This is a genomic window from Marinomonas epiphytica, assembly GCF_054780655.1.
The window spans coordinates 26,356-50,006 of record NZ_BAAGVX010000026.1; the positions used below are offsets into that span (position 1 = coordinate 26,356).

27 protein-coding genes are annotated in these 23,651 nt (G+C 43.3%); 16 read left to right on the top strand and 11 right to left on the bottom strand.

Annotated elements, in window-relative coordinates; all coding sequences use genetic code 11:
* The first annotated feature begins 58 nt into the window (after positions 1-58).
* Positions 59-454: a DUF3465 domain-containing protein gene (locus ACYVGZ_RS05260; protein ID WP_460752204.1), complete on the top strand. Its 396-nt coding sequence runs from the start codon at positions 59-61 to the stop codon at positions 452-454.
* A 2-nt stretch (positions 455-456) separates the two neighbouring features.
* Here ACYVGZ_RS05260 and ACYVGZ_RS05265 read toward each other — a convergent pair whose 3' ends face one another.
* Entirely contained in the window at positions 457-1,602 is a 1,146-nt protein-coding gene (locus tag ACYVGZ_RS05265; protein WP_460752206.1) for an alpha-hydroxy acid oxidase, read from the bottom strand.
* A 134-nt stretch (positions 1,603-1,736) separates the two neighbouring features.
* On the opposite strand from ACYVGZ_RS05265, the gene ACYVGZ_RS05270 reads away from it, so the two are divergent.
* Positions 1,737-2,639, top strand: a complete 903-nt coding sequence (locus ACYVGZ_RS05270) for a LysR family transcriptional regulator (protein WP_460752209.1) — start codon at positions 1,737-1,739, stop codon at positions 2,637-2,639.
* Positions 2,640-2,966: 327 nt separating this feature from the next.
* On the opposite strand, the gene ACYVGZ_RS05275 is transcribed toward ACYVGZ_RS05270, so the two are convergent.
* Entirely contained in the window at positions 2,967-3,380 is a 414-nt protein-coding gene (locus ACYVGZ_RS05275) for a YebG family protein (protein ID WP_460752212.1), read from the bottom strand.
* A gap of 140 nt (positions 3,381-3,520) precedes the next feature.
* Between ACYVGZ_RS05275 and ACYVGZ_RS05280 the strand changes: the two genes are divergently transcribed.
* The 6 genes from ACYVGZ_RS05280 to ACYVGZ_RS05305 all read left to right on the top strand — a co-directional run bounded on the left by ACYVGZ_RS05280 (position 3,521) and on the right by ACYVGZ_RS05305 (position 8,041).
* Positions 3,521-4,390: a mechanosensitive ion channel family protein gene (locus tag ACYVGZ_RS05280; RefSeq protein ID WP_460752215.1), complete on the top strand. Its 870-nt coding sequence runs from the start codon at positions 3,521-3,523 to the stop codon at positions 4,388-4,390.
* A gap of 6 nt (positions 4,391-4,396) precedes the next feature.
* Positions 4,397-4,987 (top strand): DUF1439 domain-containing protein, encoded by a 591-nt coding sequence (locus ACYVGZ_RS05285; protein ID WP_460752218.1) that lies wholly within the window; start codon positions 4,397-4,399, stop codon positions 4,985-4,987.
* Between the two features lie 36 nt (positions 4,988-5,023).
* Positions 5,024-5,503 (top strand): FKBP-type peptidyl-prolyl cis-trans isomerase, encoded by a 480-nt coding sequence (locus ACYVGZ_RS05290; RefSeq protein WP_460752221.1) that lies wholly within the window; start codon positions 5,024-5,026, stop codon positions 5,501-5,503.
* Positions 5,504-5,682: 179 nt separating this feature from the next.
* Positions 5,683-6,051, top strand: coding sequence for a hypothetical protein (locus tag ACYVGZ_RS05295; RefSeq protein ID WP_460752224.1), 369 nt, complete (start codon positions 5,683-5,685; stop codon positions 6,049-6,051).
* A 3-nt stretch (positions 6,052-6,054) separates the two neighbouring features.
* Positions 6,055-7,431 carry a class II fumarate hydratase gene (locus ACYVGZ_RS05300; RefSeq protein WP_460752227.1) on the top strand — a complete coding sequence of 459 codons (1,377 nt, stop codon included), beginning with the start codon at positions 6,055-6,057 and terminating at the stop codon, positions 7,429-7,431.
* Between the two features lie 163 nt (positions 7,432-7,594).
* On the top strand, positions 7,595-8,041 hold the full coding sequence (locus tag ACYVGZ_RS05305) for a GNAT family N-acetyltransferase (protein ID WP_460752230.1): 447 nt from the start codon (positions 7,595-7,597) through the stop codon (positions 8,039-8,041).
* On the opposite strand, the gene ACYVGZ_RS05310 is transcribed toward ACYVGZ_RS05305, so the two are convergent.
* The 4 genes from ACYVGZ_RS05310 to ACYVGZ_RS05325 form a co-directional block, all read right to left on the bottom strand.
* Positions 8,038-8,301, bottom strand: a complete 264-nt coding sequence (locus tag ACYVGZ_RS05310; protein WP_460752233.1) for a DUF3820 family protein — start codon at positions 8,299-8,301, stop codon at positions 8,038-8,040. The genes ACYVGZ_RS05305 and ACYVGZ_RS05310 overlap by 4 nt on opposite strands.
* Before the next feature lie 97 nt (positions 8,302-8,398).
* Complete coding sequence (locus ACYVGZ_RS05315) at positions 8,399-9,751, bottom strand: PepSY-associated TM helix domain-containing protein (protein WP_460752235.1); 1,353 nt, start codon at positions 9,749-9,751, stop codon at positions 8,399-8,401.
* 42 nt (positions 9,752-9,793) lie between these two features.
* A complete protein-coding gene (locus tag ACYVGZ_RS05320) occupies positions 9,794-10,324 on the bottom strand; it encodes a hypothetical protein (RefSeq protein ID WP_460752238.1) in 531 nt (176 codons plus the stop codon).
* A gap of 108 nt (positions 10,325-10,432) precedes the next feature.
* Positions 10,433-11,314: a LysR family transcriptional regulator gene (locus ACYVGZ_RS05325; protein ID WP_460752240.1), complete on the bottom strand. Its 882-nt coding sequence runs from the start codon at positions 11,312-11,314 to the stop codon at positions 10,433-10,435.
* A 176-nt stretch (positions 11,315-11,490) separates the two neighbouring features.
* Here ACYVGZ_RS05325 and ACYVGZ_RS05330 point away from each other — a divergent pair, with 176 nt between their 5' ends.
* The 3 genes from ACYVGZ_RS05330 (at position 11,491) to ACYVGZ_RS05340 (ending at position 14,865) form a co-directional block, all read left to right on the top strand.
* Positions 11,491-12,606, top strand: coding sequence for an S-(hydroxymethyl)glutathione dehydrogenase/class III alcohol dehydrogenase (locus ACYVGZ_RS05330; protein ID WP_460752243.1), 1,116 nt, complete (start codon positions 11,491-11,493; stop codon positions 12,604-12,606).
* A gap of 58 nt (positions 12,607-12,664) precedes the next feature.
* Positions 12,665-13,504 carry an S-formylglutathione hydrolase gene (gene fghA / locus ACYVGZ_RS05335; RefSeq protein WP_460752245.1) on the top strand — a complete coding sequence of 280 codons (840 nt, stop codon included), beginning with the start codon at positions 12,665-12,667 and terminating at the stop codon, positions 13,502-13,504.
* Positions 13,505-14,031: 527 nt separating this feature from the next.
* Positions 14,032-14,865 (top strand): SDR family NAD(P)-dependent oxidoreductase, encoded by an 834-nt coding sequence (locus tag ACYVGZ_RS05340; protein ID WP_460752248.1) that lies wholly within the window; start codon positions 14,032-14,034, stop codon positions 14,863-14,865.
* Here ACYVGZ_RS05340 and ACYVGZ_RS05345 read toward each other — a convergent pair.
* Both ACYVGZ_RS05345 and ACYVGZ_RS05350 read right to left on the bottom strand, forming a co-directional pair.
* Positions 14,862-15,875, bottom strand: coding sequence for an alpha/beta hydrolase (locus ACYVGZ_RS05345; RefSeq protein ID WP_460752251.1), 1,014 nt, complete (start codon positions 15,873-15,875; stop codon positions 14,862-14,864). The genes ACYVGZ_RS05340 and ACYVGZ_RS05345 overlap by 4 nt on opposite strands.
* A 20-nt stretch (positions 15,876-15,895) precedes the next feature.
* Positions 15,896-16,183, bottom strand: a complete 288-nt coding sequence (locus tag ACYVGZ_RS05350; RefSeq protein WP_460752254.1) for an HlyU family transcriptional regulator — start codon at positions 16,181-16,183, stop codon at positions 15,896-15,898.
* A 130-nt stretch (positions 16,184-16,313) separates the two neighbouring features.
* Here ACYVGZ_RS05350 and ACYVGZ_RS05355 point away from each other — a divergent pair, with 130 nt between their 5' ends.
* Complete coding sequence (locus ACYVGZ_RS05355; protein ID WP_460752257.1) at positions 16,314-16,529, top strand: VF530 family protein; 216 nt, start codon at positions 16,314-16,316, stop codon at positions 16,527-16,529.
* A gap of 20 nt (positions 16,530-16,549) precedes the next feature.
* On the opposite strand, the gene ACYVGZ_RS05360 is transcribed toward ACYVGZ_RS05355, so the two are convergent.
* Positions 16,550-17,032: a LabA-like NYN domain-containing protein gene (locus ACYVGZ_RS05360; RefSeq protein WP_460752259.1), complete on the bottom strand. Its 483-nt coding sequence runs from the start codon at positions 17,030-17,032 to the stop codon at positions 16,550-16,552.
* An 84-nt stretch (positions 17,033-17,116) separates the two neighbouring features.
* On the opposite strand from ACYVGZ_RS05360, the gene ACYVGZ_RS05365 reads away from it, so the two are divergent.
* The gene (locus tag ACYVGZ_RS05365; RefSeq protein WP_460752262.1) at positions 17,117-17,503 is read left to right on the top strand and encodes a DUF4870 family protein; all 387 of its coding nucleotides are present in this window, start codon (positions 17,117-17,119) and stop codon (positions 17,501-17,503) included.
* Between the two features lie 50 nt (positions 17,504-17,553).
* Here the strand turns inward: ACYVGZ_RS05365 and ACYVGZ_RS05370 are convergent, their stop codons facing one another.
* Positions 17,554-18,465, bottom strand: coding sequence for a hypothetical protein (locus tag ACYVGZ_RS05370; protein WP_460752265.1), 912 nt, complete (start codon positions 18,463-18,465; stop codon positions 17,554-17,556).
* A gap of 180 nt (positions 18,466-18,645) precedes the next feature.
* On the opposite strand from ACYVGZ_RS05370, the gene ACYVGZ_RS05375 reads away from it, so the two are divergent.
* A complete protein-coding gene (locus tag ACYVGZ_RS05375; RefSeq protein WP_460752268.1) occupies positions 18,646-20,412 on the top strand; it encodes a sensor domain-containing diguanylate cyclase in 1,767 nt (588 codons plus the stop codon).
* A 118-nt stretch (positions 20,413-20,530) separates the two neighbouring features.
* Positions 20,531-21,814, top strand: coding sequence for a ribonuclease J (locus ACYVGZ_RS05380; protein ID WP_460752270.1), 1,284 nt, complete (start codon positions 20,531-20,533; stop codon positions 21,812-21,814).
* 4 nt (positions 21,815-21,818) lie between these two features.
* Here ACYVGZ_RS05380 and epmB read toward each other — a convergent pair whose 3' ends face one another.
* Positions 21,819-22,838 (bottom strand): EF-P beta-lysylation protein EpmB, encoded by a 1,020-nt coding sequence (epmB, locus tag ACYVGZ_RS05385; protein ID WP_460752273.1) that lies wholly within the window; start codon positions 22,836-22,838, stop codon positions 21,819-21,821.
* A gap of 203 nt (positions 22,839-23,041) precedes the next feature.
* Between epmB and efp the strand changes: the two genes are divergently transcribed.
* Positions 23,042-23,617, top strand: coding sequence for an elongation factor P (gene efp / locus ACYVGZ_RS05390; RefSeq protein WP_460752276.1), 576 nt, complete (start codon positions 23,042-23,044; stop codon positions 23,615-23,617).
* The last annotated feature ends 34 nt before the right edge of the window (positions 23,618-23,651 follow it).

Below are 23,651 nucleotides of genomic sequence, written 5' to 3' on the forward strand. Positions count from 1 at the left end.
CTTATGCTACTGTAATCAACTCTGACAAGAAAGCATTTGAGGTTTAAGAGTGAATAACTTGAAGTACGTTAAACATCTTTTAGTGCTGCTGAGCTTTCTGTCTTGCATGAGTGTTTGGGCTAATGATGCCTTGTTGAAACAAGCTTTTGAACAGCAACGTTATGATTATCAAGTTGCAGGTAAAGGGCGAGTGATAAAGCTATTGAAAGATGATTTGAAGGGCTCAAAGCATCAAAGGTTTATAGTACAGCTTGATAGCAAGCAAACTTTGCTGGTCGCGCATAACATTGATTTAGCACCGAAAATTGTTGGTTTGAAAGTAGGTGATTGGGTGGCTTTTTATGGAGAATATGAGTGGAATGCTAAAGGTGGTGTGATTCATTGGACCCATAAAGACCCGCGAGGGAAACACCCCCACGGTTGGTTACGTCATTTAAGTAAGCAATACGACTGATCTTACCGAAATCGTAAGTTGTCTGGAGATAGCTGACTAATGGCGGTTTTGCCCATTAGTTTCATGTCTCTTTCCAGCTCGGCTTTCATGAGTTGTAAGGCGCGTTCAACACCTGGTTGGCCTGCAGCGGCTAAAGGGTAAAGATACATACGGCCAATACCCACGGCTTTCGCTCCTAAGGACAAAGCTTTTAAAACATGGGTGCCACGTTGAATACCACTGTCGAAAATGACATCAATCTCATCGCCTACTTCGTCGACAATTTCGGCGAGTTGATCAAATGAGCTGCGAGAACCATCTAGTTGGCGCCCTCCGTGATTAGACACAATGATGCCAGTACAGCCAATGTCAACGGCACGGCGGGCATCTTCACGACTCATAATGCCTTTTAGACAAAATTCACCATCCCAAAATTTTACCATTTCGGCGACATCGTCCCAGTTCATAGAAGGGTCCAGCATATTCGTGAAATAATCACCGATCGATGTGGCCCCGCCTCCCATATCAATGTGTTGATCTAACTGAGGTAAACTGAATTTTTCATGGGTTAGGTAGTTAATTGCCCACATAGGCTTTAGAGCAAATTGCATCACACCAGATAAGTTCAATCGCAAAGGGATGGAAAAGCCAGTTCTTAGGTCTCGTTCTCTGTTCCCGCCGGTAATGGAATCGACGGTTAGCATCATAACCTGCACGCCTGCGTTTTTGGCTCTTTGCATCATGGCGCGGTTTAACTCTCTGTCTTTATGGAAGTAGAACTGATAAACCTGCGGTGTCGTTGTTTGTTGGGCTATTTCTTCCATACTTACTGTACCCAACGAGGATACCCCAAACATGGTGCCGAACTTTTCTGCCGCGTGTGCCACAGCTCGCTCTCCTTGATGGTGAAATAAACGCTGCAGTGCGGTAGGTGAGCAATACACAGGTAAGTCGAGCTTCTGGCCCATTACCGTCACGGATAAATCAACCTCTTTTACACCAGTCAACACGCTGGGCACTAGGTCACAAGCGTCAAAAGCCGCGGTATTACGACGATAGGTAGTCTCATCGTCAGAGCCTCCGTCAATGTAGTTGAAGATTGGTCCTGGTAGGCGTTTTTTAGCCAAACGGCGAAAGTCTTGGAAGTTATGACAATCAGTGAGTCGCATTGTGTTATCTCTTATTTTTGACTGATGTGGACAATAAAAGGGCTTATTAACAAGCCCCACTATAACGTGCGCTTGATCTGTTATAAATATGACATAAAATAATAAACTCTTTCCAAAAACAGCGTAATGGTTTTATGAACGCCAGTGATCTAAGTCTTTTTGCTTGTGTAGCAGATTCCGGCTCTTTTCGAAAAGCCGCGCAATTAGCAAACCTTTCTACACCCGCTCTGAGTAAAAAAATTAGCCGATTGGAGCAGGACTTGGGAGTACAGTTGATCCATAGAACAACTCGTCGCCTAAGTCTTACGGAAGCAGGTGAAAACTTGTATGTCCATGCTAAAAATATTGATGGGCAAGTAAATGATGCCATCGCCAGTGTGTCTGCATTTAGCCAAGGTTTTAGTGGCACTGTAAAAATGTCTGTACCGACTATTTCAGGAGAGCTATTGCTCACCGATGCCGTTGCGAAGTTTTGTCAGCAACACCCACAGCTTAGTATTGATATGCGCCTGGAAAATGACTTTGTCGATTTGATTGAAGAAGGGCTAGATATTGCGATTCGTACCGGTGTTTTAGATGATTCAAGCTTAATCGCTAAACCTCTTATTGAGTCCCACTGGGTGGTTTGTTGTGCCCCAAGTTATGTACAGGAAAATGGTTTACCGGAGCACCCAGAGGCCTTAAAAGAACACAATTGCTTGGCTTATACTTATCAAGCGAGAGGTTCTTTCGACTGGCGTTTTCAATATCATGGGCAAGATATCCACGTGCGGATCAAAGGCAGCATGACAATGAACAATGCTTACGCACTGCGTAAGGCCGCCATCGCTGGCTATGGAATTATTTATGTGCCTAAATGCTGTGTTTATGAAGATTTACAAGCAGGACGATTAATGACTTTGTTGCCAGGCTACGAGCCAAGAAAACTTGGAGTGTATGCTGTTTTTCCATATACAAAATATTTACCTGAAAAACTCAAGTTACTTATTGAACACATTAAAAGCAGTTATCACGATAAGCGGGAATATTTTTGCTGATTTAGTGTGTTATATATTTCTCAAAATTTCAAATTAAAGTCTATTTTATTAAATTTTTATGACAATTTGCTCGTCACGGTTCTCGATCGCAAATTTATGCTCTAAGGTAAATAGCTCGATATATCGTATGACAATTCATAAAGAATAATAAGGAGTCCGTTGTGGCTAAGAAAGAAGTGAAAAGTATCAAGAAAGAAATCAAAGCGCGTAAAGAAAAAGTTGCTAAGCAAAAAACTAAAATTGCTAAGTTGAAAAAAGCGCTTAAAAAAGCCTAATTATAAAAATCACCAAGTTATCCAATAACTTGGTGATTTTTAAACTTAAAACTTATGCCGCATTATCGGCTTCAAACTCGCCCGATATTTCATAACTCATATCATTTTCGTTCTCGTATAAAGCATCTTCATCTGGCTCGATGACAATATCGTCCAGTTTCTCTTTTGCTGATGCTTCCTTCAGGTCAAGCTGTTTGTTGGTATCAGGAACATTCTTTTTACTTTTAGAAAGCGTTTTTCGTTTATTACCGACAGCTTCTAATAGCTGGCTTTTGTGCTCTGCTAAATAGAGGGCTAGAGCGTCTATTTGTTGGTTATTGTCCATTAGCTTACTGCCTTCAATTAATTCATAAAGAGCATCGGCTGTGTCGAGTAGTTTGTCGTAGGCATCGGCTTCAGATTTTGACGTAAAAGTCATTTTTTCTATTCCATCACGTTCAACAACGTATTTGATTACAACTGGCATAGGCCACCTCGTAGTAAAAATTAAATACTGTACAAATATACAGTGTTTAATTAAGGTTTGTCTACGAGTTTTCATTGTTGGATGATTAGATGATTGTTAAAGTGGCGTGTTTCATTGACTGTTTTTAGGGTAACCCTTACATGCATTTTGATCTTTCTCAGTTAAATTTCTCCCTTGTGACAGAGCACATAGAGATCAGTCTAACCATTATTTGGATTCTCTTATCCTACTTAATCCGCCGTTACACCAAGCGGGTAATTCGCCGTTATCCAAAATTCGAGCATGATACGAAACGCCAGCGTATCAATGCTGCAGATAATATGTTCAATTTTCTTATGGTGGTCGGTTTAATCCTGATTTGGTCATCAGAATTGCAGAATATCGCGATTTCTATTGCGGCCTTTATGGTGGCCTTGGTCATAGCTACAAAAGAATTTATTGCCTGTATTATTGGCGCATTTTATCGTGCTAGTACTCGTCCTTATCAAGTTGGAGACTGGGTACGTATTGCCAATTTTGAAGGTGAAGTAACTGACAGTGATTGGTTGTCTACCACCTTGTTTGAAGTGGATATTAAGGGAGGGAGTTATGGCTATACTGGCCGAACCACGGTTGTCCCAAATAGCATGTTATTAACCCATACCGCACAAAACCTAAATTATATGCGCCGTTATGTGACTCATAGCTTTTCCATTTCTAGACTGAGTGATGAGGTTAATCTGTTTACGATTAAAGAGCCTATTTTGCTTAAAATACGAGAGTACAGTGAGCACTTTCATGAGGTAGCCATTCGTTATAACAGCCTGATCGAAAAACGCTTAGACATTAATATTTCAGGGCCAGAGCCGAGAGTGCGCATCGGTACCACGCCAGAAGGCTATAATGTGTTTACCGTTTCTCTATTTTGTCCGACAGAAGAGGCGGTAGATATTGAGCAAAAAGTCACAGAGGACTTTATGAATTTCTGGTACGAACAACGAGATAAAAACGCCACTAGAGCTAAGATCTAAGGAGTTATGATGTTACTAAAAAGAAATTTACGTTGGCTTAGTATTGCCAGTGTATTTGTTTTGATTACAGGGTGTAATAGCTTTCGTATCAGTGAACAAGAACTTAATACTGAAGTGGCTAAGCGTTTGGCTGAGCCTCAGAACAACCAGATTGAACTGCTGCTAGACGGGAATAGTCTGGAGTTAGAATTATTAGTGAAAGGCGCTAATATTGATTTAACAGCAAGAGATGGCGGCCTAGTATTAGTAGATTTAGAGTCTCAAATGAACGGCACGTTAACGGCATTTGGGCAAACTTTTTCAGTATCCACTGAGCTTTTACCATCATTTGAATCTGGTGTTCGTATTGAAAAAGATGAGCTTTACCTTGTGGCTCCTAAGGTAACGAATATTCAGGTTGAAGGAGCAAGCTTTAGCGAAAAAATGCTCAGTTCTGTCTTGGGCTCGTTGCATGGTGATTTTGAGAAAGCCTTGGTAGAGTACTTTAATCAAAATCCCATTTATGTGTTGAACAATTCTCCCTTTGAGAAAGCCAGTGCCGCTATGGTGAAAGACATTGTTGTCACAGAAGATGCACTTGAGTTCAAATTATTTTAACAAGATTCGCTCGTATTAAGAGTGTTAAGGAAACCTATGTCGATTAGTGATAACCAAGTTGTACAATTTCATTATACTTTGCGAGAAGGGCAGGCTCTGATTGAAACCTCGGCAGGTGGGAACCCCGTTGCTTATTTGCATGGTCACGGCAATATTGTACCAGGCCTAGAAAAAGCGATGTCTGAACACAGCGCGGGTGATGAGTTTGATGTGACAGTTCCATGTGCGGATGCTTATGGCGAACGCCGAGAAAATCATACTCAACAAGTCCCAATTAAGCATTTACAAGGTGCGAAACGCTGGCAAGCAGGCATGACGGCGATGGTACAAACGGATAAAGGTGCTCGCCAAGTGACGGTGATCAAAGCAGGTTTAAAGCATGCGGTGGTAGACCTAAACCATCCTTTGGCGGGTAAAGACCTGACCTTCTCTGTTCAAGTTGTTGATGTTCGAGATGCCTCAAATGAAGAAATCACTCATGGTCATGCACACGGAGCAGGTGGCCATAACCATTGATAGACGAACGTTAGCATTCAAAAAGCTTGGAACTGGGGTGACTGGTCCGAGCTTATTTTGATTTTGGACAAGTTTTTTTAAAAATATAATAAGAATCGTTATTGTTAACTTGACAGCTCAGCTTGCTTCGTACCATTATTGATAATAGTTATCATTAATGTCTTAGCGAGGCAAAGACTATGAGCCACTACTTTATTCCATTTTCTGTATTAGAACAGACGATTCAAAGTGGGCAATGCGCCGACTCTCCCGAAGTGCTTTATCATTATTTAAACCTCACGGAATCTTATGCAGAACGGTTAGAAATGGTAGATGCAGTACAACTGCATCAAAGGGTCTTTAATGTCCTCCTCGATACTGTTTGTGACAGCACGTTACCCTGTCATTGGCGTCAAACTTGTTTAGACAAGGTGTATGTGCCATTGGCAAATATTAAGCACTTAATTGTTACTTACCAAGATGCCAAGGCTTATTTCAAAATGGAGCACAATTTACGAGTGCTTAGCCATTATTTTATGTCGTCATTTCAGCAAGAAGGAAATCAATAAAGAATGAAAATGCGTATTGAAAAAGACAGTATGGGCGAACTTGATGTGCCGGAAAATGCGTTATACGGTGCACAAACTCAACGAGCAATAAATAACTTTCCTATTAGTGATGAAGCCATGCCTGAGGCATTTGTCCGCTCTTTGATTGTGATAAAGGCAGCGGCAGCGCGTGCCAATGAAAAGCTTGAGTGCCTGACTCCTGCTTTATCACAAGCTATTCAAAATGCCTGTAATGAGCTGCTAGATGACGAGCAATTAATGAGCCACTTTCCTGTCGATGTATTTCAAACCGGTTCAGGTACAAGCTCGAATATGAATGCAAATGAAGTAATTGCCACTCTAGCCAGCCGCTACTACGATAAGCCAGTTGGCGCGAATGACCATGTGAACTTTGGTCAAAGCAGTAATGATGTGATCCCAAGTGCGATTCACGTCAGCGCGACACTGGAATTGACGGGGCACCTATTGCCCGCCTTAGAGCATTTGAAAAACACCATCATTGAAAAAGGTAAGAGCTTAAAAGGCTATACCAAGACAGGTCGCACTCACTTAATGGATGCGATGCCCGTTCGCTTAGATCAAACTTTTAATGCTTGGGCTGCACAGCTGCAAGATAATATCGACAACTTAACGCATCTCGTTGGGAAAACAAGCCAACTAGCCCAAGGCGGAACCGCAGTGGGAACCGGTATTAATGCTCACCCTGAATTTGCAGCGTTGTTTGCCCAAGAGTTGTCAGAGCTAGCGAAAGTGCCGTTCTCTCCAGGACAAAACTTCTTTGCATTAATTGGTTCGCAAGATACGGCTGTGGCGTTATCGGGTCAACTTAAAACCGTGGCGGTAACCTACATGAAAATCGCCAATGATTTGCGATGGATGAACTCAGGTCCATTGGCAGGCTTAGGCGAAATTACTTTAGAAGCGCTACAGCCTGGTTCGTCTATTATGCCGGGTAAGGTTAACCCTGTGATTCCTGAAGCCACTGCTATGGTGGCTGCACAGGTTATTGGTAATGATGCTGCTATTAGTATTGGTGGTCAGTCTGGTAATTTCGAGCTGAATGTTATGTTGCCAATGATCGCTAAAAACTTGTTGGCGAGTATTAAACTACTGGCAAATAGCGGTCAACTTTTAGCAGACAGTGCGATTGAGACTCTAGTGGTTAATGAAGAAAAGTTGAATGAGGCCTTGCATAGGAATCCAATTTTAGTCACAGCTCTGAACCCTATTATTGGTTATGCTAAAGCGGCAGATATCGCTAAAAAAGCTTATCAAGAAGGTCGCCCTATTGTAGATGTTGCACAGGAAGCGACAGATATTAGTCGGGATGAGTTAGTGAAATTACTCGATCCTGCGAAGTTAACCCAAGGTGGGTTATAGTTTGATTATGTGATACTCCCTTTTCATGTAATGCAAACGGAGCCGGCTTATGTCGGCTTTTTGTTATTAAAAAAACGGTCTCTTGGCGCTTGTAAGTCTCAGTTTCTTTCGTTGAGTTTCGAGGCTAAAATAACATTTCATCCTAATCCTGAAATGAGTAAAAATGTCTGTTACTATTCGATCTGCTACCCTAGACGATGCTCAAATTTTGCTGGAATGGCGCAACGACCTCATTACAAGAAAGGCGTCTCATAGTGAGGATATCGTGTCCTTCGAATCACACATGGTGTGGTTACAGGCCTCTCTTGCTGACCATCTGAGGCGACGAATTTGGGTCGCGGAATGGCAAGGTAAACCGATTGGGACATGTCGTGCGGATAAGCAAAATGAGCTTTGGTCGTTATCATGGACTCTGGCTCCAAGCGCAAGAGGGCAGGGCTTAGCCATCCCAATGATACAAGCCGTTATGGATAAAACTCCTGGTGTGTTGCTGGCACAAGTGAAAGAAGAAAACTTAGCGTCTCAAAAAGTAGCTCAAAAATTAGGCTTTCAACTGGTTAATGTGAAAGATGGCGTATTGAACTATAAGTGTGAGCGCCCTTTGGGTTAATCATCAAATCGAATGCGGACTTTGGGTTCATCGGGTGTGTCTTCTACTGGTGCTCGTAGAGGGGCGACCAATTTTTCTAGGCCATTAATTTTAATTTCCAAGGTCAGTTGTAGCCATTTCCCAAGGTTGCCATCGGGCCAACCTTCATGAGCGAACCAGAGTAAATACGCCTCTGGTAAATCTATTAACAGCTTACCTTGGTATTTGCCAAAAGGCATTTTTTGGCGTGCAACTTGTATTAGGTCTTGTTGAGAAAACATTGTCGTCTATTGGGTAAATAAATAAGCCAGAAATTTAAACATAAACTTAAGGAAAAAGCTGTTTTCCTTTTGAGAAAACAGCTTTTTATCGTGTTAATTATGCCCAGAGATTGCGGACTTTTGGCGCTAGTAAGTTAGCAACTCGATCGATAACAATGACGCTCACCATAGCTACCGCTGCAAGAGGGAAGAGCAGCGAAATAGGCAATAAGAGCCAGACAGCATGCTTCCAACGGGAAAGGTTTTTAGGCATAGGTGGTGGGCTCAAAGCGAATTTAGCACTCGGGCGTCGTTTCCACCACATGATTACACCGGACACACATAATAAGATGACTGATAAAGCAAATAGGGTGCATGCGATTAGATTCCAAAGGCCAAATTGTCCCATGTGTAGAGCAATACCCGCTGCCATTGATTTAGCGAACCAGTTGTAATCCATAAAGCCAACATCGGCCAAGACAGCGCCAGAATAGCGATCAAAATGCACGGTTCTGTCGTCCCATGCGTTTTTAATGTCTTTGCCCATTGTGCTGGCGGTTGCTGTATAAACCCCTACTTCGTTCTTAGGAAAATGTACTTGGAACTGAGTGAACCCCATGGCTTTCGCATTGGCAATCACATTATCCAGCGTTCGGCTGGTTGGCCCCAGTGAAACAGACTCAGGTAGCGGCGCTTGCTCAAGCCCCCAAGGGATCTGTTTTACACCTTTTACGTTCAGGTCTTCATGGGTTAGGGTGGAGGAAACGCTTGAGGCGCTTTGTTCCATTGGAAAAGTACTCCATGCTTGAGTGAGTTTGCCCCCCCAAATGCCTGCCCAGGCTAATCCTGAAATACAGAAAAACAGTAAAATCACTGCCGCCCAAACACCAATGACACTGTGCAGGTCGCGCCAAAAAGGGCGAGCTCCTTTGCGGCTAATGGTGGTTGCGGCTTTCAGCTTTGATTTTCCTTTTTCAGGCCACCATAAAAATACTCCGGTAAGAATAAGTAGAATGGTAAAGCTGGCAGCAACTTCAATGAGTCTATCCCCTGTAATGCCCATCATAAAGGTGCCGTGAGTGTCGTCTGCCCAGGCGTATAATGATTGGCTGATACTGAGTTCACCCAAAACCTCACCTTGGTAAGGGTCTACAAAGACCTGAACGGTATCGTCTGGAGTTTTAACTTGAAAGCGGGTGCTTTCTTCAGCTGCTGCGGGCAAGTAAAAGCGTGACACATTCGAGCCGGGGTAGGCTTGTTGAACAAGCTGGTATTGCTCTTCATATGAAATTGATTGTCCTGATGCAGAATCAACAAAGTAGAGCTCAGAATGCTGAGCGCGTTCTAATAAAGGTGCGTACAGCATGATAAGCCCTGTGATTGCAAGCATGAGTAAAAAGGGCACTGTGTATAAGCCTGCAAAGAAATGCCAGCGCCACACTGACATGTAAAACGATTTTGAGCCAAACATTAAAAATCCTTAATTAGGTTTAGGCGTAAAAATATCTAACGCCTAAATATAATTAGGCATTAGGTGTAATGAGTTGTATGAAAAGTACTCATTAGTTCCGGGGGGGGCTCTTGCTTGGGCTTTATAGAAATGTTTTAAATTTGCTGGTGGCAGTTTATTAAGTAATTCGTTTTGCGGCTTAATAAACTGCGATTTAGAAGCGAGAAATAAGTTTGTATCATAGAAAAAGTGGATACATGGACAGCCTTCTGCCTCATGTTCTTCTGCATTATGGGTATCGCTTGAGTGAGCGCCGCTAGAATGAAGGCTGACAGTCTGGAGATCTTGCCCTATCTGATGGTTATGGTGCTCATTATGATGTTGATGTTGATGTTGATGATGGCTGTGGTGTTGATGAGAGGAATGAGAGTTGTCTGCTAGAGCTTGCCCTGGGTCATGTATCATCACTCCTCGTGTGACACATAACATGACGTAAACACCATTAAAAATACCGACATTGTTGATGGTTGGCACACTAAAATAGGCCAACCAGCAAATCAGTAAAACGTAAATGGTGCTATTGCTGCGCTTCATATTATCTTATGAAAATTGAGGAAGGGGGAATTTACCTATCCTCTAATGGGATATCAACAAAATTGTACACATTATTTACAAGTTTCTTGTTGCGACAGGTCCATATCTTTACATTTTATTGGCTACAAAGTGCTTAATTAAATAATCACAAATCGCTTGAAGCTTAGGAGAAGGTTGACGCACTTTAGGGTAAACCAGCCATACGCCACTATAAGGATATTGATACTGCTTGAGTAAAGAGACTAAATTACCTGCCTGTATGTCTTCATTTACGTAATATTCCGGTAATTGTGCGATTCCGAGCCCTTTTCGAGTTGCATCGAGTAGAGCCATACCAGAATTGCTGCGGTATCTACCCTGCAATTTTACTTCTTTACGGTGCCCGTTTTCCTGAAATAACCAATGAGTTGTAGAGCCAATTAGGCACTGGTGTTGTTGTAATTCCGCTAACGTATGGGGAGTACCATGTTGAGCGATATATTCTTTTGAAGCACATAGGTGCTCGACCCGATCGCATAATCTTCTGGAAAGTAAGTTTGAGTCTTTCATAGCCCCCATTCGAATGGCTAAATCGTATCCTTCTTCAATGAGGTCTACAGAGCGATTAGTTAGGTGGAAGTCGAGCTCAATTTTCGGATGGTGAGCCAAAAAGTCATTCATTATTGGCAAGATGTAACGCTCACCAAAGGTAGTTGCACAGGTCATTCTGAAAGGGCCAATGGGCTCTTTGGTTAAACTTGAAATGACTTCTTCCGCACTTGTTAAGGCTTCAGGTAAGCCACGACAATGCTGGTAATAGAGCTCTCCAGCTTCACTAAGGCGGATACGTCGAGTGGTTCGGAATAATAAGGTTGTACCCAGATCAGATTCTAACTGAGTGATGAGTCGGCTTATATGGGAGGCAGAAACAGAAAGCCTGGCCGCGGCAGCAGAAAAGCTCCCTTGGCGAACAACTTCGATAAATGCTTCCATAGCTTCCCAGTTTTTCATGCCTGCCTCATTTTAATAAATTACATATAGGGTGTTATATTATAACTTTTTAAGGTGTTATTGAAGTTATTGTTGCTATATGACAATAATGTTTTTCTAAAGTGGCCGTTATCGCCGTCAGTAATTTCTTCTAATATTAAGCAATAGTTGATCATTTATGAATTTAGGAGAGCGATATGAAATGTAAAGCTGCTGTAGCTTGGGGTCCTGGCCAACCGTTAAAAATTGAAGAAGTCGATGTTCAAGATCCACAAGCAGGTGAAGTGCTAGTGCGCATGGTGGCGACAGGTGTTTGTCATACGGATGCATTTACTTTGTCCGGTGAAGACCCAGAAGGTATTTTTCCTGCCATTTTAGGCCATGAAGGAGCAGGTGTAGTTGAAGCGGTTGGTGAAGGCGTCACGACCTTAAAACCGGGAGATCATGTTATTCCTCTTTACACGGCTGAGTGTGGAGAGTGTAAGTTCTGTACATCTGGAAAAACAAACTTGTGCCAAGCGGTTCGTGAGACTCAAGGTAAAGGTTTAATGCCAGATGGAACGAGCCGTTTTAGTATTAATGGCGAGCCAATTTACCATTACATGGGAACTTCAACTTTTTCTGAATACAGTGTTGTTCCGGAAATTTCGTTGGCAAAAATCCATGTTGACGCGCCGTTAGAGAAAGTTTGTCTGCTAGGTTGCGGTATTACGACCGGTATCGGAGCGGTGTTGAACACGGCGAAAGTAGAAGAAGGAGCAACGGTTGCTGTCTTTGGCTTAGGTGGTATTGGTTTATCGGTGATTCAGGGTGCTCGCATGGCTGGTGCTGCTAGAATCATCGCCGTCGATATTAATGAGTCTAAATTTGAAATGGCGCAACAATTTGGCGCCACTGATTGCATTAACCCTAAAAAGTTTGATGACCCAATTCAGCAAGTCATTGTTGATATGACGGATGGCGGTGTGGATTACTCATTTGAGTGTATCGGTAACGTTCAAGTGATGCGTCAAGCTTTAGAATGCTGTCATAAAGGTTGGGGTGAATCCATTGTGATTGGTGTTGCCGGTGCGGGACAAGAAATCTCTACTCGTCCATTCCAGCTGGTAACAGGTCGAGTTTGGAAAGGTTCTGCCTTTGGTGGTGTAAAAGGACGTAGCCAATTACCAGGTTATGTTGAAGATTACATGGCAGGCAAGATTGATATTGATCCATTTGTTACCCACACAATGGGCCTAGAAGACATTAATGAAGCTTTTGACCTGATGCACGAAGGCAAGAGTATTCGTACTGTTATCTTGTTCGATCAATAATCCGAACTAAGCATACCTTATGGAGCCAAGGGTTCCATAAGGTTATTTGGAGTAAAGAATGGAATTACTATCTAGTACAAAATCGTTCGGTGGCTGGCTAAAGCGCTACCAACACGATAGCCAAGCTGTGAATGGCAAAATGACCTTTGCTATTTTTCTGCCCCCTCAAGCTGAAATGGCTAAGGTGCCTGTGCTTTATTGGTTGTCTGGTCTAACCTGTAACGATGAAAACTTCACTCAGAAAGCCGGCGCGTTTCGTAAAGCTGTTGAGCTAGGCTTGGCTATTGTTTGCCCTGATACTAGCCCACGCGGTTCGGATTACCCGAATGAGCACGATAGCTACGACTTTGGCTCAGGGGCAGGTTTTTATGTTAATGCAAAGGTAGAGCCTTATGCACAGACCTATCGTATGTATGACTATGTGACGGATGAATTACCTGCTTTGGTGGTGAAACACTTCCCAGTAAGCGAACAAAAATCGATCTCTGGTCATTCTATGGGTGGGCATGGGGCGCTGATCTGTGCCTTAAAAAATCCTGGTAAATATCAATCAGTATCGGCTTTTGCTCCTATAGCGAACCCCACAAACTGCCCCTGGGGTGAAAAAGCATTCACAGGATATCTTGGGGATGATAAGACTCATTGGCAAGAATGGGATGCAAGCCTTTTAGTCGCTCAAGCTAAAGAGCGCTTGCCTCTGTTGGTTGATCAAGGGGAGTCTGATAACTTCCTTGCTGAACAACTAAAGCCCGAAGCTCTTGAAGCAGCATGTGAAGAGAATAGGCACCCTCTAACATTGCGTCGCCAAGCTGGCTATGACCATAGCTATTACTTTATAGCGAGCTTCATCGATGACCATTTAGAACACCACGGCAAAGCTTTAGGGCTGATTTCATAAATTGAACCAACCAATGGCGTAATGTTTTCCTCGAAACTTGCGCCTACCTCCTCAACCCCCACGCCTTCGCCAACCACCTTTTAGCTAGGACAGGCATGTTTAAATAGCTGTATTTTCCATATGGCTCGGCGTAATGTTTTCTTCGAAACTTGCGCCTACCTCATCAAACATCACGCCTTCGCCAACCACCTTTTAACTAGGACAGGCATGTTTAAAAAGCTGTATTTTCCATATGGCTCGGCGTAATGTTTTCTTCGAAACTTGCGCCTACCTCATCAAACATCACGCCTTCGCCAACCACCTTTTAGCTAGGACAGGCATGTTTAAATAGCTGTATTTTCCATATGGCTCGGCGTAATGTTTTCTTCGAAACTTGCGCCTACCTCATCAAACATCACGCCTTCGCCAACCACCTTTTAACTAGGACAGGCATGTTTAAAAGTGCAATGTTGGATAAATGTGGGTTTTAGGTTGGTTTTCATTTTACTTTCTGTTTTATTGAGGTATCTGATTCGTGTGGGGGGTGTATGCAGTATTCCGTTTTAATAACCGGCTGTTCAAGTGGTATTGGTTTAGAAGCCGCTAAGCTATTGCAAGAGCGTAATTTTCTGGTGGTGGCGAGCTGTCGTAAGGCTGAAGATGTTGAACGGCTAAAATTGGAAGGCCTTAAGCATGTGGTTAGGCTTGACCTTGCGGATGCTGAGTCTATTAAGCAAGGGCTGGCTGATACTTTAGAAATTACTCAGGGGAGCTTGTTTGCGTTATTTAATAATGGTGCTTACGGCCAACCTGGTGCGGTTGAGGATTTACCAGTACAAGCCCTTAGGGAGCAGTTTGAAAGTAATTTTTTTGGTACGCATGATTTAACGGTTCAAGTGTTGGCTCTTATGCGCAAACAGGGCTATGGGCGTATTGTGAATAATAGCTCAGTATTAGGATTAGTCGCTGCACCGTTTCGAGGGGCATACAATGCGAGTAAGTTTGCACTTGAAGGGTTAACCGATACGTTGCGATTGGAACTTGCAGACACCCCCATTAAGGTCAGCTTAATCGAGCCTGGGCCAATTGAAAGTCGTTTCAGAGCAAATGCTTTAGTGGCTTTGCGAGAGAATATTGATATTGAAAAAAGCCGCCATCAGCAAGGCTATCAAGAAGCCATTGAGCGGTTAAGTAAAGAAGGGCCTGCTTCGTCGCAGACGCTACCTGCAAGTGCCGTCGTGAAGAAGCTGATTCATGCCTTAGAATCTCCATCTCCTAAGCCTAGGTACTATGTTACCTTGCCTACTTATGGGGCCGGAATTATGCGGCGTTTACTACCAACTTTTTTGTTAGATTTCATTATGCGTAAGCAGGGAGCCTAAGAGTTTTTTTGAGCTGTTGACTGCTCTTTTAGCCACTCAGATACGGCTTGTAAGAATGCATTTCTTGGCCCTTTGGGTGACAAGAATAAGTCGTGATATCCGCCTTCAATGACAGCCGTAGCTAAATTAGCAAAGCTATTTCTAGCGGCGGCTTGCATACTGTCTATGTCTAACACACCATCGCCCTGCGCCATATCGTGTTTGTTTTTCGCTTGTATAGTGCTTTTGGATGAATGACATAACAGAGCCGGTGTTTGAATTGATGCCAATTTTAACGCTTGTTGAGCTCGGTGAATTTGCTTCAACCAAGCAAACGATAAGGGAAAACCTTGGGCAGGTTTCCAATCTAGCCGATAGTCCCATTGTCCCCCATAACTCTTATGTAATGTTTGCGCATAAAGAGTAGGGTGCTTGCCTTGTATTGACAAAAAAGGTAGCAAATTCAATAGCATAGTGATTGGTTTGTTCAAGTGGCGTAAGCGGTTTGGTGAAAAAGGCAGGGCAAGAAAGGGGCTGTTTAAAATCAAACCAGTGACTTTCGCAATGTCCGCAGTATTGGCCTTTGTTTGCTCTGAGTAAGCTAAGTAATTAGCAGCCACTAAGCCACCTGTTGAATGGGCCAGTATACAGGTGCTCTCAATTCCATCTTGCTTCATGGTGGCTAAGGCGATATGAATGTCTTGTTGGTATTGATCAATGGACTCACACCAGTTTGGCGGAAGGTTGGGTCTTAAGGAGCGGCCGTAGCCTTGTAAATCAATGGCATAGAAACAATAGCCTTGCTCTATAAAAAAGTCCGCTAATTCAGTTTGGAAAAAATAATCGGTGTAGCCGTGAATATAGAGAATCGCTCGTGTGCTAGAAGGGTTGTCAGTATGGTGAATCAAGGTGTTAAATGTTGTACGGCCTCGGCTGCCTATAAACTGAAAGGTGCGGGAGCAATAAAGGGGCCCTAGAAAGTCTTGCTGCTCACTAACCTGCTGCCAGGTTGGGTTGCTAGTAGAGTTCATGGCTGCCCCTTTTATTTTGACTAACCGAAAATATGGTCACCTAGTTGATCTATGGTCATTTTGGCTTTGCGTAAGGTGATTTCAATGCACTCATCACGGCTTGGAATGAGGTCTGAGCGAATAAATTGATGTACTTGCTCAGCGCCTTCTTCACCTTTTGTGATGGTTGCTGCCACACGGAACTGGCCGCCTTCGTTAATTGGTGCAGGGGTGATTTCAAACCCTTTGTACTCAACAGCGTCTTCAGTTTTTTCAGGGGCACTGGGGCCGCCAGAAAATAAGCCTTTAAGGCCAGATAAGATACCCATTCATTGTTCTCCTTAGTTTTCTTTATTCTTCGATCTTTTGCGGTATTAGTCAATGTTTGACGCGAGAAGGGTAAGGCTGCAGGGCAAAATTCGCTATAATGATGGGCTATATGACAATTAAGTGGGCATTATGAGTACAGAACAACCAAATAACCCTTTGCATGGTGTTAAGCTTGAAAGAATCGTAACGGACCTTGTTGAGCATTATGGCTGGGAAGAGTTGTCCTTTCGGATCAACATAAATTGTTTCAAGCAAGACCCATCGGTAAAATCGAGCTTAAAGTTTCTTAGGAAAACCCCTTGGGCTAGAGCCAAAGTCGAGGCTTTATACCTAGATACCTTCTAATAAAGGCCCATCAAAAAGGGCTAGAGTTTATTTAGTAACAGTGGTTCTTCAATGGCAATAAATCGGTCTGCGGAGTCAATCAGCGATTGCGCTGTGAGCTTGGCAACTCCGTAGACTTCTACTTGAGTGTTATGTTGATGACGCAGCCTTTGAGCAAGCAAGTCGAAGTCGCCATCTCCAGAAGCCAATACCAGAACATCACTGCTTTGTCCGTATTCAATTGCATCTAGTGTTATCCCTACATCCCAATCACCTTTAGCGGAACCATCCGAGCGTTGGATAAAGGGCTTAAGTTTGACCTCGAAGCCAATTGCCCTCAGTATATTTTGAAACTGTCGCTGCTTTTCATCTCCTCGGTCAATGGCATAAGCAATGGCTTTTTTAACTTGGCGTCCTTTGGTGACCTGTTGCCAAAATGTATTGTAATCAAACGAGGATTTAAAGGCGTGCCGCGTGGTGTAATAAATGTTTTGTACATCCACTAATATAGTTACGTCAGTCATTTTTGTCCTAGCGACTAATTAAAAGTATGTCTAAGCATAACACTAAAATATCTGTATCGTTCTCCAATAAAGAGGAAGCTAAACATGGATTTTTCAAATTTTGAACCAGATGAGGACTTCGACCCAAATCGACCGCCTGGCCAATTAACACCTAAAGAGGAAGAGGCAAAACAGCATGCTCTAGTCGCTTACATTATGATGCTGTTGGGCGTAGTCACCGGTATTTTTTGGCTCATCGGCGCCGTATGGGCAATGTATAAAAGTGCGGGTGCTCGTGGCACCGTATTTGCGGGGCATTACTCAAATATCATTAGCACTTTTTGGTGGGGAATTATTTGGAGTATAGTCGGCTTGATTCTAACGCTGTTCTTTATCGGTTATCTCGTGCTGCTAGCTGTTTGGATCTGGAGTATATGGCGAATGGTAAAGGGGTTAGCAAAAGCCCTTTCGAACCAGCCTTATCAGGGGTAGTTCGTAAAGAGCGGAGTGCATAAAAAGCAAAGGCCCACAGGCCTAGTCTTTTAGTTTTCAATACTCATGGATGAGTCCTTATATAAGCTTTGTTCATAAAAACTCAGGCTAAGCTCTTTTACACTCATTGTTTGCTTGGGTGTAAGATTAATGGTGAGTTGGTCCAACTGGCGAATAAAGGGTAATACCTTTTCGCTTATTTCTTTAGCTTCGTGGCTTGGTACAGTAGCAAGGCCGGTGCTGGCCGCCAGATGCCGCAATAGAAAGAGCAGTTCGTCATCACTCATTTGTTGGTGAATCTCACTGGGGATCATGTGCTTTAGTGAGCCTGCGTCTTGGTAGTTTAAGTTCGCTTGTTCTAATAATAGGCTGTCTCCATAGAGTAATAACATGGCTTCTGGTTGGCCTAAGGCTAATGATGCTAGCAGGTCTGTGCGAAGAGTCTGAAGCGATGCAGTTGGGGCCTGATAAAGCCACTTGCTCTTTAAATTTAGCTTTCCGGCATCTTTAATGTCTAGATAAAACTCACTCTGTGTGACACCGTTTTGGCCTGTGTGAGATTGCCAACTCCCTTTACCGAGTAAGGTGTCTATACCTAAGGTTTGCATCACTATTTGTGACTCTATTGCTAAATGCTCAGCCGAGCTTTGTGCAATCCAAAAATCCACATCAAGATCTGGTTGGATGAATGGGTATTGATGAAAGGTAATACGGGCTAAAGTTAGCCACGGGCGATCTTTCTGGCCTAGCTGAACATTTTCTAAAGAAGGCGTAAAAGTAAGTGGGTTAAAGTGGACATTTTCAAAATGTACAAAAGGGGATAGGCCCGTTTGATTTAGTTGTTCGTTAATTTTATCCCGTGTGTACTGAGTTCCATAGTGCTTCAACGCATACATAACCAGTACCAGTACACAAAAAGCCCCAACTAGCTTTACCACCCATTTTGCCGCCCGTTCGTTCAAAATTATTTGTTTCCTTAAGTCAGTCACTTAGATTATATTTTCGAATAAAATGGTATCGGAAAAAGCCTTGTTACGACATGCTTTTACTCATAAAATGTTTGCTTCCTATTCAACTCAACATAAAACGCACGGTGAGTAACATCGCGTCTGCTGGCGTATTGATCTACATGGAGTGAATCAATGAAGTCTGTACCATTGCGCCGATTGATCGTTTTACCGTTTGTCTTCTTGGTGCTCATTTCTGGCATTATTTTATACTTTGTTTCGGCTTATACCATAGAGAGTGTATCCGAACGGGTTGGCTTGCAATATATAAACGAAGTAGAGAATCGGGTTCATGAGCGTATTATTAGCTACATGGAACCCATGTATAAATTGCTCGAGGTTAACCAAGAAGCCTTTTCGAAAAGGCCGGAACTTCTCAACGAGTTAGATCAGGTGGCGATTAGATTTCATGAGCAAGCTCACCCTTTTCCACAAATGACGTTTATTTCTGTTGCTACCGCTAAGGGTGAATACATCAATTCTGTACAGGACCCTTTTGCCAACAAAAGCCATCATGTAGCCGCTAATTTTGTGAATCAACCCTTTTTAATGGAAGGGTTTGAATATGACCCAGTAAAGGGTATTGGTGTTAAAAGAGTACAAGATCCTGACTTTAGTTATGACCCTAGATCGCGAACTTTTTATCAATCTGCTTTGCGGTCTGAATCTCCAGTATGGAGTAAAATTGAACGCTATTATGGCTATGATACCCTAGGTATCACTCTGTCGGCTGCGGTACATAACCGCAATAGAGAACTGGTTGCTGTGACGGCAACCAGCGTGGCGTTAAATGAGCTTAATGCTTATTTAAAAAGCCTAACCATGGTTGAAGGGGGAAGCCTCTTCATAACGGAACTGAATGGCGACCTAATTGCTTCTTCGACGGATGAGCCTTTATACCTCTCCCGCAATGGCAAGATTCAAAGACATACTTTAGCTGAGCACCCCGATGGTGTTTTTAAAGCTGCGAGTGTATTTAAAGAAATAGGAGCTCATACCTTTCATTATGAAGGAGAGTCTTATTTATTCTATTTGCATCCTATCAGTCTTGCGTATGGTGAGACTTGGATACTGGGGATCATTATTCCTAATGCCTATCACCAGCAGGCCATAGGGGATTATGCTAAGCTCACTTTACTCATCACATTTGTACTATTTCTGTGTATCAGTGTTGTTGGTGTGCTAGTTGCTCGCTACATAGTTAAGCCCATTAAACAATTAAACCATGTGGCTCACACGAAAGATTTACAGAAAATGACGGCCTTGCCTGATTCGATTAGTCGGGTGCGTGAGGTCGAGTTTCTAGGTAAAGAACTAAAAAGCATGGCTACTAACCTTTCCGACATTTTGCACAATTTGGAAGACAAGGTGGCTCAAAGAACACAGCACCTTGAAGTTGAAAAAAACAGCTTACTAGCAAGCGCTCTGACGGACGAACTCACCGGAATTTATAACCGTAGAGGCATGAAGCAAGCTTACGAAAACTGCTGCACTAGTCTGCTTGAACAGAGCTCAGTGACGCTGGTTTTATGTGATATAGACCACTTTAAGGGCTTTAACGATAAATATGGCCACGGCGTGGGGGATCAAGCCTTAGTTCGAGTTGCTAAATGTTTAAAAGAACACGTTCGCGCCCAATGGGACATAGTGGCTCGCTATGGAGGTGAAGAGTTTGCCTTAATTTTCTTTAACGCTGAGCCTGAACAAGTTGTTGCTAGACTTGCCGAAATACGACAAAGCTTAAAACATACGCCCATGATAGAGAACGAGACTATCTCGATGAGCTTTGGTATTGAGCATTCAACAGGAGAGCAACCCGAGCACCTCGAAAAGCTCATTGATTTAGCTGATAATAAACTTTATCAGGCGAAGAACAGTGGACGAGACAAAATAGTCCGCTAGTAGAGTTTAGTGCTTATTTTTCATGGTCTGTTAATAAAAGGATTGTTTTATCGCCTCTTATATTCCTAGCTCACAAGATCTGTGGTTTCTTCCCCTTGGTGGTACAGGGGAAATCGGAATGAACATGAATCTCTATGGTCACGATGGCCAATGGCTAATGGTTGATTGTGGCGTGTCGTTTAATGAGCCCTTATCTAAAAACAGCCTCTCTTGTGCTGAAGTCCTTTGCGCGGACCCTAAGTTTATAGCTGACCAAAGAGAGCGCTTGGCAGGCATTGTGATCACTCATGCCCATGAAGATCATGTGGGCGCTTTACCTTATTTGTGGCGACGTTTTAAATGCCCCGTTTACACCACGGCATTTACCGCTGAAATCTTGCGACGCAAGCTTGCTCAAGTTGGGCTTGTTGAGCAAGTGAATATTATTGAGATGAATGCCAATGAAACGAAGAGCATTGGCGTATTTAATGTGACCTGGTTAGCGCTTACCCATTCAGTGCCAGAACCTTTTGCTTTGGTCGTTAAAACCCCAGCAGGCAATGTATTCCATACCGGTGACTGGAAGATCGATAAAACACCAGTGGTGGGCGATGCTTTTGCTCCAGAATGTTTTCAGCGCTTAGCGCAACAAGATATATTGGCGATGGTGTGTGATTCCACAAACGCCATGAAAGCAGGCTATTCCCCCTCAGAAAAAGACTGTTATCAAGGTTTGTTACAGGTCATTGAAAAGGCTCAAAATCGAATCGTGGTGGCCTGTTTTAGTAGCAACATTGCGCGGCTGGTGGCCTTGGCCCACATTGCACAACAAACTGGGCGTTACCTAGCCTTAATAGGACGCTCATTAACTAACATGGTGAGTGCCGCGAGGGCAACAGGTCATTGGCCAGAAGAGGCCATGTTGGTAGACGCAACCCATTTGGGGTATTTGCCAAAGGACGAGGTTTTAGCCGTCGTGACAGGCAGCCAAGGGGAACCAAGAGCAACTCTTAGCCGCTTAGCTCAAGACACTTGCTATGACTTGAGCTTGGAGGCAGAAGATTTAGTGATCTTTAGCGCCATGCGTATTCCCGGTAACGAAGCGGCTATTGATCGACTGGTTGAACAGTTAGAAAAGCGCAAAATCCAAACACTGCAATCGCACCAAAGCAAGCATACTATTCATGTCAGTGGTCACCCATGTGCTAAAGAGCTCAGTGATATGTATCAATGGTGTCAGCCACAGGTCGCCATACCGACACATGGAGAAACAGCACACATGGCCGCCAATGCTGCATTGGCGGCCCAGAGCCATGTGCCACGTCAATTAGTGGGGAAAAATGGCGATCTATTCATACTTGCTCCACACGTAAAATTGCGCAAGCAAGCCGTGACAAGCTCCCGTATTGCCCTTAGAGGGTAACTGTCTATCTATCGGTGAAAATAGGAGCATAAACGGTTTTGGCGGTTTTCCCCGGTATTTCTTTTGCCAGTTTAGGCATTAAATAACCTGGCAGTTCGGCAGCAACTTGTCCCATTAATTTTTGCGCTTCTGCGATGGGTATATCAAAATGGGATGCCCCTTCAACAGGGTCTAGAGTGAACATGTAATAAGGCATGATACTGGCAGAAAACAAGGCTTCATTGAGGTTGACTTGAGCCGCAACAGTATCGTTAACGCCTTTCAATAGCACCCCTTGGTTGAGCAAAGTAACCCCCTGTGCGGTGAGGCGCTTTGCGCTGTTAACAAGGGCTTGATCAATTTCATTGGCATGATTAATGTGCCACACCATAATAATGTCTAATCGCGTGTTTTTTACCCAGTCTAATAGATCGTCACAAACCCGTTGCGGGATCACAACAGGCAGACGAGAGTGAATGCGCAAACGTTTAATTTGCGGCAAGCTTTCAAGCTTTTTAACTTTATCCGCCAGTAGTTTGTCTTTCATCATCAGCGGGTCACCACCGCTTAAAATAACTTCGTTTATTTCTGGATGCGCGAGTAAGTAATCCATGACCGATTGCCACTCAGCTTGTGCGAGTTGGTTTTCGCCATAAGGAAAATGGCGACGGAAACAATAGCGGCAATTCACTGCGCAATGTCCTGTTGTAATCACTAGTAAGCGATTTTTGTATTTATGGACAATGGCCTTTTGCGGGTTGTGTTCTGCTTCTGCAAGAGGGTCTTTAACGTAACCAGGAACCTCCAACATTTCTTGAGCAATAGGCAAGACTTGCTGTAGCAAGGGATCATTTGGGTTGCCATATTCCATACGCTCTAAGTAAGGCCTTGGAATTAATAATTTAAAAGCCTGATGAGCTTGTTCACCTTGCTCGATCAAGTCTTGTGGCAGACCAAGTAAGCTAATTAGCGTGGGCAAATCTGTAATGGCCTGGGAGAGGTGTTCACTCCAAGAGAGTGGGTTATGAGTTTTAATTGGAATCACGTCAAATGTCTGCAAAAAATTCTGTATTTAGGTTATTATGGCGCCATCAAAAAATATATAGGCCACTTGGCCTCAGGCTCTTCAAGATCTTCGCAAACCCTTTCTAAGCTCTATTTTGCTAGGAATGCAGGTTTGCATAGATCTTAGGACAGACATGATACGTCAGTCGGAGCTTTTTCACTAAATATATACTGTGAGGATGTATGGCTAATATTTCTACGAGCGACATGCGTGGCGGCACTAAAGTTATGGTCGATGGCGACCCATGTGCTGTTCTAGATAACGAGCACGTTAAACCAGGTAAGGGTCAAGCCTTTAACCGTTTAAAATTACGTAATCTAAAAACCGGTCGTGTTTGGGAGCGTACCTTTAAGTCTGGTGATACCCTAGAAGGTGCAGACGTAATGGATACAGATATGGAATATTTGTATACAGATGGCGAATTCTGGCACTTTATGGCTGTTGATGGCACGTTTGAGCAACATGCAGCAGATGAGAACGCTATTGCCGACACAAAAAACTGGCTAAAAGAGCAAGAAAAATACGTTGTGACTCTATATAACGGTGTTCCTCTTGCCGTAACGCCACCTAACTTCATTGAACTAGAAGTAACAGAAACAGACCCAGGTTTGAAAGGGGATACTGCGAACGGCGGTTCTAAACCAGCCTTTTTAACTACTGGTGCAATGGTTCGTGTACCTTTATTCATCAACATTGGTGAAGTATTGCGAATCGATACACGTACTGGTGAATACGTTTCTCGAGCAACGGGTAAATAACCCTGTTAATGAGCGATTAACAAACCCTGTTAGC

What these genes read in the sequence shown, in the direction of transcription:
- ACYVGZ_RS05265 (WP_460752206.1), bottom strand. Translation starts at nt 1,602, where the DNA reads ATGCGACTCACTGATTGTCATAACTTCCAAGACTTTCGCCGTTTGGCT.
- ACYVGZ_RS05270 (WP_460752209.1), top strand. Translation starts at nt 1,737, where the DNA reads ATGAACGCCAGTGATCTAAGTCTTTTTGCTTGTGTAGCAGATTCCGGC.
- ACYVGZ_RS05275 (WP_460752212.1), bottom strand. Translation starts at nt 3,380, where the DNA reads ATGCCAGTTGTAATCAAATACGTTGTTGAACGTGATGGAATAGAAAAA.
- ACYVGZ_RS05280 (WP_460752215.1), top strand. Translation starts at nt 3,521, where the DNA reads ATGCATTTTGATCTTTCTCAGTTAAATTTCTCCCTTGTGACAGAGCAC.
- ACYVGZ_RS05285 (WP_460752218.1), top strand. Translation starts at nt 4,397, where the DNA reads ATGATGTTACTAAAAAGAAATTTACGTTGGCTTAGTATTGCCAGTGTA.
- ACYVGZ_RS05290 (WP_460752221.1), top strand. Translation starts at nt 5,024, where the DNA reads ATGTCGATTAGTGATAACCAAGTTGTACAATTTCATTATACTTTGCGA.
- ACYVGZ_RS05295 (WP_460752224.1), top strand. Translation starts at nt 5,683, where the DNA reads ATGAGCCACTACTTTATTCCATTTTCTGTATTAGAACAGACGATTCAA.
- ACYVGZ_RS05300 (WP_460752227.1), top strand. Translation starts at nt 6,055, where the DNA reads ATGAAAATGCGTATTGAAAAAGACAGTATGGGCGAACTTGATGTGCCG.
- ACYVGZ_RS05305 (WP_460752230.1), top strand. Translation starts at nt 7,595, where the DNA reads ATGTCTGTTACTATTCGATCTGCTACCCTAGACGATGCTCAAATTTTG.
- ACYVGZ_RS05310 (WP_460752233.1), bottom strand. Translation starts at nt 8,301, where the DNA reads ATGTTTTCTCAACAAGACCTAATACAAGTTGCACGCCAAAAAATGCCT.
- ACYVGZ_RS05315 (WP_460752235.1), bottom strand. Translation starts at nt 9,751, where the DNA reads ATGTTTGGCTCAAAATCGTTTTACATGTCAGTGTGGCGCTGGCATTTC.
- ACYVGZ_RS05320 (WP_460752238.1), bottom strand. Translation starts at nt 10,324, where the DNA reads ATGAAGCGCAGCAATAGCACCATTTACGTTTTACTGATTTGCTGGTTG.
- ACYVGZ_RS05325 (WP_460752240.1), bottom strand. Translation starts at nt 11,314, where the DNA reads ATGAAAAACTGGGAAGCTATGGAAGCATTTATCGAAGTTGTTCGCCAA.
- ACYVGZ_RS05330 (WP_460752243.1), top strand. Translation starts at nt 11,491, where the DNA reads ATGAAATGTAAAGCTGCTGTAGCTTGGGGTCCTGGCCAACCGTTAAAA.
- fghA (WP_460752245.1), top strand. Translation starts at nt 12,665, where the DNA reads ATGGAATTACTATCTAGTACAAAATCGTTCGGTGGCTGGCTAAAGCGC.
- ACYVGZ_RS05340 (WP_460752248.1), top strand. Translation starts at nt 14,032, where the DNA reads ATGCAGTATTCCGTTTTAATAACCGGCTGTTCAAGTGGTATTGGTTTA.
- ACYVGZ_RS05345 (WP_460752251.1), bottom strand. Translation starts at nt 15,875, where the DNA reads ATGAACTCTACTAGCAACCCAACCTGGCAGCAGGTTAGTGAGCAGCAA.
- ACYVGZ_RS05350 (WP_460752254.1), bottom strand. Translation starts at nt 16,183, where the DNA reads ATGGGTATCTTATCTGGCCTTAAAGGCTTATTTTCTGGCGGCCCCAGT.
- ACYVGZ_RS05355 (WP_460752257.1), top strand. Translation starts at nt 16,314, where the DNA reads ATGAGTACAGAACAACCAAATAACCCTTTGCATGGTGTTAAGCTTGAA.
- ACYVGZ_RS05360 (WP_460752259.1), bottom strand. Translation starts at nt 17,032, where the DNA reads ATGACTGACGTAACTATATTAGTGGATGTACAAAACATTTATTACACC.
- ACYVGZ_RS05365 (WP_460752262.1), top strand. Translation starts at nt 17,117, where the DNA reads ATGGATTTTTCAAATTTTGAACCAGATGAGGACTTCGACCCAAATCGA.
- ACYVGZ_RS05375 (WP_460752268.1), top strand. Translation starts at nt 18,646, where the DNA reads ATGAAGTCTGTACCATTGCGCCGATTGATCGTTTTACCGTTTGTCTTC.
- ACYVGZ_RS05380 (WP_460752270.1), top strand. Translation starts at nt 20,531, where the DNA reads ATGAACATGAATCTCTATGGTCACGATGGCCAATGGCTAATGGTTGAT.
- efp (WP_460752276.1), top strand. Translation starts at nt 23,042, where the DNA reads ATGGCTAATATTTCTACGAGCGACATGCGTGGCGGCACTAAAGTTATG.